The 14,395-nt window shown below is 62.0% G+C and carries 13 protein-coding genes and 4 tRNA genes; 14 read left to right on the forward strand and 3 right to left on the reverse strand.

Features of this window, described 5'->3' with window-relative positions:
* Window positions 1-96 precede the first annotated feature (96 nt).
* Entirely contained in the window at window positions 97-1,968 is a 1,872-nt protein-coding gene (gene lepA, locus INT40_RS00885; RefSeq protein WP_226830491.1) for a translation elongation factor 4, read from the forward strand.
* Window positions 1,969-3,201, forward strand: a complete 1,233-nt coding sequence (gene hemW, locus INT40_RS00890) for a radical SAM family heme chaperone HemW (RefSeq protein ID WP_193070451.1) — start codon at window positions 1,969-1,971, stop codon at window positions 3,199-3,201. It begins immediately after the preceding gene.
* Window positions 3,202-3,333: 132 nt separating this feature from the next.
* Here hemW and INT40_RS00895 read toward each other — a convergent pair whose 3' ends face one another.
* Both INT40_RS00895 and INT40_RS00900 read right to left on the reverse strand, forming a co-directional pair.
* Window positions 3,334-4,095 (reverse strand): DUF4870 domain-containing protein, encoded by a 762-nt coding sequence (locus INT40_RS00895; RefSeq protein WP_101570363.1) that lies wholly within the window; start codon window positions 4,093-4,095, stop codon window positions 3,334-3,336.
* A gap of 107 nt (window positions 4,096-4,202) precedes the next feature.
* Entirely contained in the window at window positions 4,203-5,066 is an 864-nt protein-coding gene (locus tag INT40_RS00900) for a DUF3097 domain-containing protein (RefSeq protein WP_193070452.1), read from the reverse strand.
* Between the two features lie 141 nt (window positions 5,067-5,207).
* On the opposite strand from INT40_RS00900, the gene hrcA reads away from it, so the two are divergent.
* From hrcA to zapE, 8 genes are all read left to right on the forward strand, one after another.
* Window positions 5,208-6,278 (forward strand): heat-inducible transcriptional repressor HrcA, encoded by a 1,071-nt coding sequence (gene hrcA, locus INT40_RS00905; protein ID WP_193070453.1) that lies wholly within the window; start codon window positions 5,208-5,210, stop codon window positions 6,276-6,278.
* A 139-nt stretch (window positions 6,279-6,417) separates the two neighbouring features.
* The gene (dnaJ, locus tag INT40_RS00910; RefSeq protein ID WP_101570360.1) at window positions 6,418-7,536 is read left to right on the forward strand and encodes a molecular chaperone DnaJ; all 1,119 of its coding nucleotides are present in this window, start codon (window positions 6,418-6,420) and stop codon (window positions 7,534-7,536) included.
* Entirely contained in the window at window positions 7,533-8,321 is a 789-nt protein-coding gene (locus INT40_RS00915) for a 16S rRNA (uracil(1498)-N(3))-methyltransferase (RefSeq protein ID WP_193095277.1), read from the forward strand. Before dnaJ ends, INT40_RS00915 begins: the two co-directional genes overlap by 4 nt.
* Before the next feature lie 67 nt (window positions 8,322-8,388).
* Complete coding sequence (locus tag INT40_RS00920) at window positions 8,389-9,402, forward strand: PhoH family protein (protein ID WP_413463151.1); 1,014 nt, start codon at window positions 8,389-8,391, stop codon at window positions 9,400-9,402.
* On the forward strand, window positions 9,399-9,887 hold the full coding sequence (gene ybeY, locus INT40_RS00925) for an rRNA maturation RNase YbeY (RefSeq protein ID WP_101570357.1): 489 nt from the start codon (window positions 9,399-9,401) through the stop codon (window positions 9,885-9,887). The genes INT40_RS00920 and ybeY overlap by 4 nt, the downstream gene beginning before the upstream one ends.
* A 3-nt stretch (window positions 9,888-9,890) precedes the next feature.
* On the forward strand, window positions 9,891-11,144 hold the full coding sequence (locus INT40_RS00930; RefSeq protein WP_101570356.1) for a hemolysin family protein: 1,254 nt from the start codon (window positions 9,891-9,893) through the stop codon (window positions 11,142-11,144).
* Window position 11,145: 1 nt separating this feature from the next.
* Entirely contained in the window at window positions 11,146-12,081 is a 936-nt protein-coding gene (era, locus tag INT40_RS00935; RefSeq protein WP_101570355.1) for a GTPase Era, read from the forward strand.
* Window positions 12,082-12,172: 91 nt separating this feature from the next.
* A complete protein-coding gene (zapE, locus tag INT40_RS00940) occupies window positions 12,173-13,183 on the forward strand; it encodes a cell division protein ZapE (protein WP_193095278.1) in 1,011 nt (336 codons plus the stop codon).
* Window positions 13,184-13,238: 55 nt separating this feature from the next.
* Here zapE and INT40_RS00945 read toward each other — a convergent pair whose 3' ends face one another.
* Entirely contained in the window at window positions 13,239-13,715 is a 477-nt protein-coding gene (locus INT40_RS00945; RefSeq protein ID WP_319021909.1) for a PGPGW domain-containing protein, read from the reverse strand.
* 136 nt (window positions 13,716-13,851) lie between these two features.
* Here INT40_RS00945 and INT40_RS00950 point away from each other — a divergent pair.
* The 4 genes from INT40_RS00950 (at window position 13,852) to INT40_RS00965 (ending at window position 14,235) form a co-directional block, all read left to right on the forward strand.
* Window positions 13,852-13,924 (forward strand) — tRNA-Gly (locus INT40_RS00950).
* Between the two features lie 26 nt (window positions 13,925-13,950).
* Window positions 13,951-14,021: transfer RNA gene (locus tag INT40_RS00955), tRNA-Cys, on the forward strand.
* Window positions 14,022-14,055: 34 nt separating this feature from the next.
* Window positions 14,056-14,127, forward strand: a tRNA-Val gene (locus INT40_RS00960).
* Window positions 14,128-14,163: 36 nt separating this feature from the next.
* A tRNA-Val gene (locus INT40_RS00965) sits at window positions 14,164-14,235 on the forward strand.
* Window positions 14,236-14,395: the final 160 nt, after the last annotated feature.

A 14,395-nucleotide genomic window follows, 5' to 3' on the forward strand; every position in this document is an offset into this window, starting at 1 on the left:
CCGGACGCCCGGACTGTTCCCAGGTGCTGAGGATTCCAGTCTGGTGCGCAACCCATGGAACAATGGAAGTTCTGGTCTGTCGAAGGAAGGGCGTTCATGTCACCTCAGGTGAAGCCACAAGCACTCGAACGGATTTCTCCGTCCGCTACATCACCCGAGTTGATCCGCAATTTCTGCATCATCGCTCACATCGACCACGGCAAATCGACCCTGGCCGATAGGATGCTCCAGGTCACAGGGGCTGTGCAGCCGCGCGATATGCGTGCTCAGTACCTCGACCGGATGGACATCGAACGCGAACGCGGAATCACGATCAAATCCCAAGCCGTGCGCATGGCCTGGGAGAACGACGACACTCCCTTCGCTCTGAACATGATCGACACACCGGGCCACGTCGACTTCAGCTATGAGGTCTCCCGGTCGCTTGCCGCCTGTGAAGGTGCGCTCCTCCTCGTCGACGCCGCACAGGGCATCGAAGCCCAGACGCTGGCTAACCTCTACATGGCCATGGAGAACGATCTCACGATCATTCCCGTGCTCAACAAGATCGACCTCCCCGCGGCCCAGCCGGAGAAGTACGCGGAAGAACTCGCCAACCTCATCGGCTGCGAACCCGAAGACTGCCTGCTGGTCTCCGGTAAGACAGGCGAAGGCGTCGACGCGGTCCTCGACCGCATCATCTCCGACATTCCCGCTCCAGTCGGCGACGCGGATGCTCCAGCGCGAGCCATGATCTTCGACTCCGTCTACGACACGTACCGGGGCGTCGTGACGTATGTTCGCCTTATCGACGGTGCCCTGCGCCCGCGTGAGAAGCTGACGATGATGTCGACCGGCAGCACCCACGAACTCCTCGAGATCGGTGTCTCCTCACCGGAGCCGAATGCCACGAAGGGGCTCGGGGTCGGCGAGGTCGGATACCTCATCACCGGTGTCAAAGACGTCCGCCTGTCCAAGGTCGGTGACACGGTCACCTCGTCCTCGAAGCCGGCCGAACAGGCACTCGATGGCTACAAGGAACCCAAGCCCATGGTGTACTCCGGGCTCTTCCCGATCGATGGATCGGACTATCCGGTGCTGCGCGATGCGCTCGACAAGCTCAAGCTCAACGACGCCTCGCTGGCCTACGAGCCGGAGACTTCCACGGCACTGGGCTTCGGCTTCCGCTGCGGCTTCCTCGGACTCCTCCACCTTGAAGTTCTGCGCGACCGCCTAGAACGCGAATATGACCTCGACCTCATCTCCACCGCACCCAGCGTGATCTACGACGTCACGATGGAAGACGGATCCGAGATGGAGGTCACGAACCCCAGCGAGTATCCGACGGGCAAGATCAAAGAGGTCCGCGAACCCATGGTCCGGGCGACCATCCTCACGCCGAGTGAGCACATCGGTGCGGTGATGGAGCTGTGCCAGACACGTCGCGGCAGCCTGCTGGGCATGGACTACCTGTCCTCGGACCGGGTAGAGATCCGTTACAGGCTGCCTCTGGCCGAGATCGTGTTCGACTTCTTCGATCAGCTGAAGTCGAAGACCAAGGGCTACGCCACGCTGGATTACTCCGACGACGGCGAAGATGCGGCAGATCTGGTCAAGGTCGACATCCTGCTCCACGGCGACCAGGTCGACGCCTTCTCTGCGATCGTCCACCGCGACAATTCCTACTCCTACGGCGTGCTCATGGCCGGGAAGCTGCGCAAGCTGATTCCCCGCCAGCAGTTCGAGGTGCCTATCCAGGCGGCCATCGGTTCGCGCATCATCGCCCGCGAGACCATCCGCGCCATCCGCAAGGACGTGCTGAGCAAGTGCTACGGCGGCGACATCAGCCGTAAACGCAAACTGCTGGAGAAGCAGAAGGAAGGCAAGAAGCGAATGAAGTTCGTCGGCAATGTCGAAGTTCCACAGGAAGCCTTCATCGCAGCGCTGTCCTCCGATGAGCCGGAGTCCAAGAAGGAACCTAAGAAGTAAGTGCCCGCACAACCGACTGGTGAGACCCCACCGCTCGACGGTTCGCTGCCGGCCTCGGCCGGGATCGGCGCGACAGATCGTGGGCTGAGCCTCTACGTCCACGTCCCGTACTGCCGGGTCCGCTGCGGTTACTGCGACTTCAACACCTATACCGCCGAAGATCTGGGTCCCGGTGCCTCCCGCGACGACTATCGCAGCAATCTTGCCCGGGAGCTCGACCTCTCGACCCGTGTGCTCGCCGAGGCAGGCGCCGGCGATCGTACGGTCACGACGATCTTCTTCGGCGGGGGCACTCCGACGATGCTGGCCGCCGAGGTGCTGGCCGGAGTGATGGACGACATCCGCGACCGCTTCCGGTTGGCACCTGACGTCGAGGTCACGACCGAAGCGAACCCCGACACCTTAGCCCCGTCCTATATCGCCACCTTGGCAGCCGCAGGTTTCACTCGGATCTCCCTGGGCATGCAATCAGCGGTACCCCATGTGCTCGCGACCTTGGATCGCACACACGACCCAAAGAAGATTCCGGATGTGGCCCGGTGGATCAAAGAGGCCGGACTGGAACTGAGCCTCGACCTCATCTATGGAACCCCGGGGGAGTCCATCGACGATTGGCGCAGATCACTTGAAGTGGCTCTGAGCAACGACGTCGATCATATTTCATCCTATTCGCTGATCGTCGAGCCCGGGACGAAGATGGGGGCCATGGTTCGCCGCGGCGAACTGGCAATGCCCGACGAAGACGACCTGGCCGATAAGTATGAGATCGCCGATGCTGCTATGGAAGCCGCCGGTCTGCACTGGTATGAGGTCAGCAACTGGTCGACGTCAGCGAAGACCCGCTGCGACCACAACATGGCCTACTGGCGCAATGCCGATTGGTGGGGCTTCGGTCCCGGAGCCCATTCGCACATCGGTGGGGTGCGATTCTGGAATGCTAAACATCCCCGTGCCTGGTCCGACCGCCTGCTGGCAGGTGAGTCGCCCGCCATCGGACGCGAGGTGCTGGACACAACGACCCAGGAGGTCGAGCGGATCATGCTCGCGGCTCGAATCGATTCGGAACTGCCGCTGGATTCACTGGGCGCAGGCAGTGAGCGGGCAATCAGAGGGTTCGTCAAACAGGGACTGCTCGATGGTGACGCTGTAGGCGAAGGCCGCTTTGCACCCACGCTGCAGGGCCGGCTGATGGCTGATTACATGGTCCGCATCCTCACGGATTACGTGAACTGAACCGCTGGGTCCCACTAACTGAACCGCTCGACTCTGTGAACTGAGTCGAACGCAGAGAAGCCGCTGTCATCAAATGCGATGACAGCGACTTCTGCGTGCAGATAACACGATCAGATCATCTGATTGGCGTGATCACTTCACGAAGTTGAACACGAGCGGGAACTTATAGCCCTCGCCCTTGCTCCCTGCAACCGCAGCGATGATGTAGAGCACCGTGTAGAAGATCGGGACGATGAACGCCAAGAAATAAATGAAGATGCCCAGGCCGAAGGTGACCAAGGCGAGGAGGAAACCCAAGACCAAGAACACGATGACAGCAGCGAACGTGGCGATGCAGTTCGTGATCATCGCGTTGAGTCCCTGCCGCGAATGTTCGCGTACATAGGGCGATTCGTCCTTCTTCACCAGGAACATGATGAGAGGCAGGAAACCGACGAAGATGGACCCGATATGAGTCCACAGCACCGTGGTTCTTTCGCTCTCGCTGGCCTGCCAGAACATTTCGGAGCCGGGACCATAGGCATTCCCCGGCAGCATCCGCGAGTCGAACATGGCCGGATTGCCGACCGGCTGCGCAGGACCGTTGCCGTAGGCCTGCTGCCCATAGGGCTGCTGCGTGTACTGCTGCTGACCCTGGCCGTAGGCCTGCTGGGAACCGTAGCCGGGCTGAGCGGGCTGGCTCTGACCATAAGGCTGTTGGAAACCGTAGCCGGGCTGTGGGGGCTGGCCCTGCTGGGAACCATAGTTCTGCTGAGCCGGGTTTGGCTGCTGCGAACCGTAGCTTTGGTTCTGCTGGCTGTAGGGCTGGTGGGGTCCAGAGGCCTGAGAATAATTCGGTGGCATGGGACGCGACTGGTCAGAGCCGTTGTTCGGCTGCTGCAGGTTATAAGACATGCGGGTCCTTTCAGAGCTTCTGGTCATTCACACTATCGGAAACGCCATGTCGCCGAACTGGGGAAAGCCCGAATCGTGTACCAGATCGATCACAATCGACCTGGGCCTCAACCGACGGTGACGAAGTCGATGAGTTCTTCGACTCGACCTGAGAGCGTGGGTTCGACGTCGGCGATGGTGCTGACCTTGCCCAAGATACGCACCCAGCCCCGGGCCACGTCCCTGTGGTCGGCGTGAGGCCAACCGATACGCCGCAGGATCCCTGTCTTCCAGTCCTCGCCCCGAGGCACGACTGGCCATTCCCTGATGCCCACGACATGAGGCTTGACGGCCTGCCAGATGTCGACATAAGGATGACCGATGATGTGGACGACGTCGCGATAGCGCGGATCGGCGCGCACCGCCTCGGCGATCTTGGATTCTTTGGTGCCGGACACGAGATGGTCGGCCAGGACCCCGACGCGGTGGTCCTTGTCGGGACCGAACGCCGCGAGCTTGTCGGCGACATCGTCCAGGCCGCCCAGCGGTTCGACGACGACACCTTCGATGCGCAGATCGTCGCCCCAGATCTTCTCGACGAGCTCGGCATCGTGTTTGCCTTCGACCCAGATGCGAGATCCGCGAGCCACTCGGGCCCGAGCATTGCCGACCGCGCGCGACCCCGAGGCTGTGCGACCGGGAGCCGATTTCTTCTTGGCCGGCAGTCTGAGGTCGACGGGTTTGCCTTCGAGAAGGAAGCCAGGCCCCAAGGGGAATGCGCGGACCTTTCCTGCCCGGTCCTCGAGATTGACGACGACTCCGGCGGTGGTCTTCTCGGCGCCGACGACGGCACCGACATATCCGCTCATCGCGTCTTCGAGAACCATGCCGAGACCCAGTTCGACGGGGGTGGACTTCTTGGGTCGGTGTGAGGAGGGCGAGGAGCCGGCCAGCACATCGGGCCCGTAGCGATCAAAGGTATTCACGGACAACCACCCTAATCAAGGACTCGATGGGATGGGTGGTGACCCGCTGAGATGGAGCCGAAAGTGAATTCGGAATATAAGAGGCGTAGAATTGGCACTCAAGACAGATGAGTGCCAAAAACGGTGCCGAGCGAAGGAAGGAGACGAATGAACGACAGCAGGCGAGCACAGGTTCTGCGTGCGATCGTCGAAGACTTCGTCGCCACCAACGAACCCGTCGGATCGAAGGCCATCGTGCAGCGCCACACGCTCGGCGTCTCTCCGGCCACGATCCGCAACGACATGGCCCATCTAGAGCAAGAGGGCTACATTGCGCAGCCCCACACTTCGGCAGGGCGGATTCCGACCGATCTCGGCTACCGCATGTTCGTCGACCGCATCGACGACTTCAAACCGCTGACGCATGCTGAGCGACGTGCGATCTTCCAGCTCATCGACGGCGACGGGGACCTCGATGACATGCTCGACCGCACGGTGCGTGTGCTCTCAGGCCTGACCCATCAGGTGGCACTGATCCAGTACCCGAGCGTCTCCCGCGCCACGATCAAACACATTGAGGTCGTAGGGCTGGGCCCCAACCGCATCCTCGTCGTCCTCATCACCGACGCCGGTCAGGTCGAACAGAAGATTGTGATCACTCCCGGCAGCGTGGATGACGAGGTGCTGCGGGGAATCCGCGATGAGGTCAACACCGAATTCTCCGGCCAGAAGTTATCGCAAGTGATGAGCACGAGTACATCCAGGGCTTCGGTGCAGGGCATGGACCCCGCTGTGACAGAGCCTGTCGTGGCGACCAGCCAACCAGGCGCGGACGTCGCCGCAGCGCTGGCACAGGTCCGGTCCGCGGTCACCGATCTCATCATGGCCACACGCGAAGAACGCATCATCATGGCGGGCACAGCGAATCTGGCTCGCTCCGGGAGGGAGTTCGGTGAGAAGATGGCACCGATCCTCGAAGCTTTCGAAGAACAGGTTGTACTGCTCAAGCTGCTGACATCGATGGCCGAGGATCAAGAGGAGATCAGCGTTCGGATCGGTCGTGAGAATACTCACGAGTCATTCAGCTCGACATCTCTCGTGGCTGCCGAATATGGTCATGACGCGGGGTCCTCCGCTCGATTGGCTGTGCTCGGGCCGACCCGGATGGACTACCCCACGACGATCACAGCTGTGCGGGCCGTAGCGAAATACGTCTCCTCTGTCCTCGATCAGGGCTAGATGCACCGGCACGAGCGCACACAGCACACCATGACCACACAGCACAATAGGACCACACAGCACAGCGCGCACCAACACCACCGCGCGAACAGGCACGAGAACGCGAACAACGCACACCACCAGGGAGAGAGAAGTTTCTGTGGCCGATCACTATGAAACACTCGGAGTGTCCAAAGACGCTTCGGCGGCTGAAATCAAATCGTCGTACCGAAAGCTCGCTCGGAAATATCACCCCGATGTGAACCCCGGACACGAGGACGAATTCAAAGCCATTTCCCTCGCCTACGACGTCCTCTCCGATTCGGAGAAGCGCCGTAACTACGACATGGGAGGCGGCGAGAACGGACAGGGCTTCCCTGCCGGCGGTGGCGGCTTCGGCGGCTTCGGCGATATCTTCGAGACCTTTTTCGGCGGGGGAGCCGGCTCGGCCGGTGGCCCGATGCCGCGCACACAGCGTGGCAAGGACGCACTCGTCGGAGTCAACATCGATCTCGAGACCGCCGCGTTCGGCGGAAACATCGATCTCGATGTCACCACGGCAGTCGTCTGCGACACCTGTTCAGGTGCCGGAACACAGCAGGGCACATCCGTTGAGACCTGCACCCTGTGCCACGGAGCCGGCAGCGTCCAGCGCATGACCCGGACCCTGCTGGGCCAGATGGTGACCAACCAGACGTGCAACTCCTGCCACGGCTACGGCACCGTCATTCCCAGCCCCTGCCTCAACTGCCAGGGTGACGGACGCGTCCGCAAACAGCGGACCATGAAGATCCGAATCCCCGCCGGAGTCTCCGACGGCACACGCATCCAGCTCTCATCCCAGGGCGAAGTGGGCCCCGGCGGCGGACCTGCCGGCGACCTCTTCGTCGAGGTCATGGTGGCCCGCCACGAAGTCTTCCAGCGCGACGGTGACAACCTGCGCGCCTCCGTCTCCGTGCCGATGACGGCAGCCGCACTCGGTGCCTCGATCCCCTTCGACACCTTCGACGGCACGCAGGACCTTTCCATCGAGGCCGGCATCCAGTCGGGCACCGTCGTCAAATTGCCCGGCCTCGGCGCCACCCGACTGCGCTCGGAGACCCGAGGCGACCTGCTCATCACGGTCGACGTGATGACGCCGGACAAGCTCGACGACGCGCAGAAGGACCTGCTTGCGCAGTTGGCAACGCTGCGTGAGGAAGAGACCCCACGCGCCCAGATCACCACCCAGAACCGTGGCGTGTTCTCCCGCATGCGTGAGAAGTTCGCCGGTCGGTGAGTCTTCCCGTCTTCTTCTCGCCCCAGTCCGCCGAGGCGGTCACCGGCCAGGTGCTCACTTTCGGTGAGGACGTGGCCGGGCACGCGGTCCGAGTCCGCCGACTCGGACCGGGGGACGAACTCGAAGTCGTCGACGGATCCGGCACCCGTGTGCGCGGAACCGTTTCGAACGCCTCGGCGAACGAACTCGGACTTCACGTCGCATCGGTCACGCACACGAGAACAGACCAGCCACGGTTGGTTCTCGTGCAGGCTCTGGCCAAGGGCGACCGTGACCTGCAGGCGATCGAAACCGCCACAGAGATCGGCGTCGACGAGGTGGTTCCCTGGGCCGCCGAGCGTTCGATCGCCGATTGGCCGACGAAGAAGCGTGACAAGCTCGCCGCCAAATGGGACAACGTCATCCGGGCGGCCTCCCTGCAGGCCCGACGCTCCCGCTTCCCGTTGCGCCACGACCTGGTCCGCGGCACCGGCCTCGCAGCGACTCTGAGCGAGACTGACACCGTCTACGTCCTGCATGAGGCCGCAGAACTCAGACTCTCGCAGGCCCTGAGTGAACCTCGTTCCGCGGGCATCTGGTCTGCTGCCTCTGGAATGGAGAATTCTCCAGATCCCGAACGCATCGTCTTAGTCGTTGGTCCCGAAGGCGGCGTCAGCGACGCAGAGCTTGATGCACTCGCGGCCGTCGGCGCCAAAGCCGTACTTCTCGGTCCTACAGTCCTGCGGTCGTCCTCCGCCGGTGCGGCCGGGCTCGTCATGGCTCAGAATTCATTGGGCCGTTGGTGACTAAGCGGACTACGATGGAAGCACGCAATTGCAGTACTCCTAAACGTACGAACAGCCACTAAGGATCATTCTGGACACCTCCACTCAGCCCACGAACTCTGTGAACCCCACTCCAGGCGAAGAAACGCCGTCGGACACAGTGCGTCTCGTGATTCCCGACTCCATCGATCTGGTCGAGTTCTTCGGACCGGGGGAGTCGAACCTGCGCAAGCTCGAGCGAGTCTTCCCCGACCTCGACCTGCATGTGCGGGCCAACCAGGTGCAGGCCACCGGTGAACCGAATCGCGTCGCAGCATTCGTCTCCGTCATCGGGGAACTCAAGAAGCTGCACGCCTCCGGCCACCGCATCAACGAAGAGACGATCGACCGGGTGGCGTCGTTCTCCTCCGAGGGGAAGGCCGCCTCGGCGGTGATGGGAACGAACATCCTCTCCACCCGTGGAAAGTCCATCCGTCCCAAGACGATGGGCCAGCACGATTATGTCAAGGCGATCCGCAACCATACGATCACCTTCGGCATCGGGCCTGCAGGCACGGGCAAGACCTACCTGGCCATGGCCATGGCCATCAACGCACTGCAGCACAAAGAAGTCTCACGCATCATCCTCACCCGTCCCGCGGTTGAGGCCGGAGAGAGCCTGGGCTACCTGCCGGGAACTCTCAACGAGAAGATCGACCCGTACGTGAGGCCCCTCTACGACGCCCTGCACGACATGGTCGATCCCGAATCGATCCCGCTGCTCATCGAAACGGGAACCATCGAGGTCGCACCGCTGGCCTATATGCGCGGGCGCACCCTCAACGACGCGTTCATCATCCTCGACGAGGCGCAGAACACGACCGGTGAGCAGATGAAGATGTTCCTCACCCGCCTGGGCTTCGGCGCTCGGATGGTCGTGACCGGGGACGTCTCCCAGATCGACCTGCCGGGCAAGACTCGCAGCGGTCTCAACGTCGTGCAGGACATCCTGACCGGAATCGAAGACCTGGAATTCTGCCACCTGGGCAGCAAGGACGTCGTCCGCCACTCACTGGTGACGAAGATCGTCGACGCCTACGACCTGTGGGGAAGCAGCGAATGAATACCGAGATCTCCAACGAAACAGATGCAGCGATCGACCTCGACGAGGTGGTAGCTCTGACTGAATACCTGGGCCAGGCTCTGCACATGCACGCCGGTGCAGAACTCGCCGTGACGATGGTCGATGCGAAGGCGATGGAGGAACTCCACGTCACCTGGATGGACCTCGACGGTCCCACCGATGTGATGTCCTTCCCGATGGACCAGCTCACGCAGGGGCAGGCCGGGGCGCCCACCGAGGGCCAGATGGGCGACATCATCATCTGCCCCGAGGTGGCCGCAGCCCAAGCCTCGTCTTCGGGACATTCGACGATGGACGAGGTGCTCCTGCTGACTGTCCACGGCTTCCTGCACCTTCTCGGCTATGACCACAGCGAACCCGAAGAGAAGGAAGAGATGTTCGCGCTGCAGCGGCATCTGCTGCTGACCTTCTTCGCTGCGCGCTACGACGGACGCACCGACATCCCTTCACCCACCGAGGTCTGAGTCGTGCTCTGGCTGTTCCTCGGCGCAGCACTGTGTCTCGTCGTCTCGGCGACGCTTTCGGCCGTTGATGCCGCTCTGCTCAGTGTCTCCCATCAGGCGATCCAGGACGCGAAGGACGAAGGCAAGAAGGCTGCGTTCCGGGCAGAGAAGATCCTGATCGATCTGCCCACCAACATCAACGTCATCATCTTCGTCCGCAACTTCATGGAAGCTCTGGCCACAGTGTTCATCGCTTTGGCCTATGACTCGATCTACTCCGTCGGACCGCTCATGGTCGTCCTCACCGTGCTCACCGCATCGATCGCGGTCTTCGTCGTTGCAGGAGTGTCGCCGCGAACCATCGGACGACGCCGTTCTCTGGCAGTCTGCCTCAATCTCAGCTGGGTTGTGGGCGTCGCCCTCGTGGTACTCAAACCGCTGACGAAGATCCTCGTCCTCCTGGGCAACCTGCTGACTCCGGATCGCGTGTACAAGGACGGCCCCTTCGTCACCTCCGACCAGCTGCGCGACCTGGTTGAGCGGGCCAGCGAATCCGATGTCATCGAAGACGGCGAACGCGAAATGATCCAATCCGTGTTCAACCTCTCGGACACCTCGGCGAACGAGGTCATGGTCCCGCGCACCGACCTCGTGACCGTCAACTCAGGAACCCCGCTGTCCAAAGTCATGAATCTCTTCCTCCGTTCGGGGTTCTCACGGGTCCCCGTCAGCGGCGAGGACCTCGACGACATTCGTGGCGTCGCCTACCTCAAGGACGTGGCCCGACGACTCCATCTCCACCCGGAGGACGCGGAGCGGTCGGTCGACATCCTGGCCAGAGGAGTGCTGTTCGTCCCCGAAACCAAACCCGCCGATGACCTGCTGGAGCAGATGCAGCTTGATTCGACGCATCTGGCGATCCTAGTCGACGAATACGGCGGCACCGCTGGGCTCGTCACGATCGAGGACATCGTGGAAGAGATCGTCGGCGAAATCGAAGACGAATACGACACCAGCGACGAAGAGCTCGTCGAGGCCGAAGACGGCTCATTCGTCATCAGCACCCGCATGTCCATCTCCGACTTCGCCGATCACTTCGATGTGAAGATCGACGAAGACGACGTCAACAGCGTCGGCGGTCTTCTCACGAAGCTCATCGGCCGCGTCCCCATCGACGGTTCGCACGCACAGATCGAAGGCCTCAACATCGAAGCGATGGAGGGCCAGGGCCGCCGCCACCGCATCACCCACGTCAGGGTTACGAAGGAAGAGAACTGAAATGGAATTTCGCACGGACTATCCCGAGAACTACAGGGCCGGCTTCGCCTGCTTCGTCGGCCGGCCGAACACCGGAAAATCAACGCTGACGAATGCTCTGGTGGGGGAGAAGGTGGCGATCACCTCGTCGAAGCCCCAGACCACTCGGCACACGATCCGCGGCATCGTCCACAAGGAAGACCACCAGCTGATCCTCGTCGACACCCCGGGCCTCCACAAACCACGCACCCTGTTGGGCAGCAGGCTCAACGACCTTGTGGCCTCGACCCTGAGCGAGGTCGACGTCATCGGCTTCTGCCTGCCCGCCGACGAACCCATCGGTCCCGGCGACCGGTACATCGCCTCCCAGCTTGAGCTCCTCGACGGGCGCACCCCGATCGTGGCCCTGGTGACGAAGACCGACAAGGTCTCCCAAGACAAGGTCGCCGAGGCGCTGATGGCCGTCGGCGAGCTCGCGAACTTCGCCGACGTGGTCCCGGTCTCCGCCGTGGATGGGTTCCAGATCGACACGGTCGATTCTGTGCTCACCGGTCATCTGCCGAAATCGCCCCCGCTCTACCCGGAAGGGGAGCTGACGGACGAGCCGGAGGAGAAGATGATTGCCGAACTCGTGCGTGAGGCCGCGCTCGAAGGCGTCCGCGACGAACTTCCTCACTCCCTAGCCGCTCAGGTCGAGGAGATGTACCCCCGTGAGGGACGCAGCGAGGACAACCCGCTGTGGAACGTCCACGTCAATCTCTATGTCGAACGTTCCAGCCAGAAGGCGATCATCATCGGCAAGGGCGGCAGCCGACTCAAAGCCATCGGCAGCGAATCCAGGCGCGGCATCGAGGCACTGCTGGGGACCAAGGTGTATCTCGACCTGCATGTGAAGATCGCCAAGGACTGGCAGCGTGACCCGAAGCAGCTGGGACGCCTGGGCTTCGACTTCAGCTGACAGGTCGTCGGCCGATGCAATTTCGGCTGAGAGGACTCTCACGTCAGCGGCAGTTGATTGACGAGGCGCGGCCTGCAATAGACTAGGCCGAGTGAATGCCGAGCAGACTCTGGTCGCACTGAGCGACCGTTCCCCCCAAGTTGCCCCCGACGAACTCATTGCGGGCCTTGTCCCGCCACCGCAGTTCCAGGACGTGTCCTTCGCCAGCTACCGCACCGATGACTCGGAGCCCTCGCAGGCTCAAGCACGCAACAAGCTTGAGGAGTTCGTGGCGTCGTCGACATCGAAGGGCTTCCTGGGCAAACTGTTTTCGAAGGGCAAGGACGGACCCAAGGGGGTCTATCTCGACGGCGGCTACGGCGTAGGCAAAACCCACCTCCTGGCCGCGGCATGGCATGCCAATGAGAAGCCTGCGACCTTCGGCACGTTCGTCGAATATACGAACCTCGTCGGCGCGCTCGGTTTCATCCGTGCTCGCGACGATCTCTCACAGATGAAGCTCGTCTGCGTGGACGAGTTCGAACTCGACGATCCCGGTGACACGGTGCTCATGTCGCGACTCATGCGCGAACTCACCGACGCTGGGGTGAAGATCATCGCCACCTCGAACACCTTGCCCGGGTCACTGGGAGAGGGTCGCTTCGCGGCACAGGATTTCCTCCGGGAGATCCAGGCGCTTGCCGACCAGTTCGACATCTACCGGATCGAGGGTAAGGACTACCGCCATCGCGGGCTGAGTGAACCTGCTGATCCGGTTCCGGCTGAGAGCCTTGACGCCGAGACGGCTAAGTTGACCGGCACCGTCGCCCGCGACGACTTCCCGACGCTTCTGCGGCATCTCTCCACGGTCCACCCTTCGCGTTACGGACGCATGGTCGACGGTCTCGACGCAGCCGTGTGGGAGGACGTGCAGACGATCGACAACGAGGGTGTAGCCCTGCGCTTCGTCGCGCTCGTCGACCGGCTCTATGACCGCGACGTCACGATCATCAACTCGGGCCAGGCGCTGAACAAGGTCTTCACCGACGAGTCGCTGGCCGGAGGCTACCGCAAGAAGTACATGCGCTGCCTTTCGCGCTTGACGGCACTCTCTGCGCAGTAGCCGGCGCTCTCCCTGCAGCATTCAGCAGCGAGCACTCAGCGCGGAGGCTTCGGCGCTACTGCAACTTGAGATACCTGAGGACCTCGAGTTCGGGGATCCAGTCGGGGAGACCGATGATCCTCAATGCACTCCAGACGAGGACTGCGACGAACGCTGCTGTGACCGCAGCGATCGTCCAGCGGACCCACAGCGGCTGCGCCATGACCCAATGCGTCCATTTCTCGACGTGGACTCGCACGAAGTGCAGAATCCTCTGCGCCCAGCGGAACTCGCTGGAGATGACGAACAGTCCGATGATGACGATGAGCCACCCGGGGCCCGGCAGTGGCACAAGCAGTAGTCCGATGAGCACGATGAGAGTGCCCACTGCGCCGACGACGATCCGATAGAGCCGTGCCGCGTGCGGGTTGGCTGTGATGTTTCCGCGCCAGCGCAGGAAGCTCAGACGTGTTTTGCGCCAGGGGCGCACGCCTTGCTTGTGATGGCGCGACAGCCACCCTTGCGGGCGCTTGTCCGTGGGGTCATCGTTCACTCTTCCAATATAAGTCGATGAGTCTGAAAGCTAGATTTGCGCGTGTGACCACGATCACGCCGATCTGATTTTGCATGGACCGTCACCTGCGTATAGAGTTGTATCTCGTTGCCAGGGAAACCGGGCAGTGAGAAATGCGGATGTGGCTCAGCTGGTAGAGCATCACCTTGCCAAGGTGAGGGTCGCGGGTTCGAATCCCGTCATCCGCTCGGAGGCGTCATGGCACTGCCTTGGCGGTGGCGTGGCCGAGAGGCGAGGCAGCGGCCTGCAAAGCCGTATACACGGGTTCGAATCCCGTCGCCACCTCAGATTCGTCCGATGGTTCTCCATTGGTGAGTCGGCGCGATTGGCGCAGCGGTAGCGCGCTTCCTTCACACGGAAGAGGTCACTGGTTCGATCCCAGTATCGCGCACAGGGACCTTGTGTTCCGGTGCAATAACTGAATAAGGCGCGATTGGCGCAGCGGTAGCGCGCTTCCCTGACACGGAAGAGGTCACTGGTTCGATCCCAGTATCGCGCACAGAAGAAGCCCCGAGTGACTCACTCGGGGCTTCGTGCATTCATCGCCGAATGATTCCGGCCGGAGGAGCTCGGACCGATGTGTCGGCCGTGTGTCAAGACTGCCACGTGGAAGTCATGGGGAAAGGCACACATTCACTAGTACGCTAGTGAGGGTAACC

This window comes from Brevibacterium sp. FME17 (genome assembly GCF_014897515.1).
Classification (GTDB): Bacteria; Actinomycetota; Actinomycetes; order Actinomycetales; family Brevibacteriaceae; genus Brevibacterium.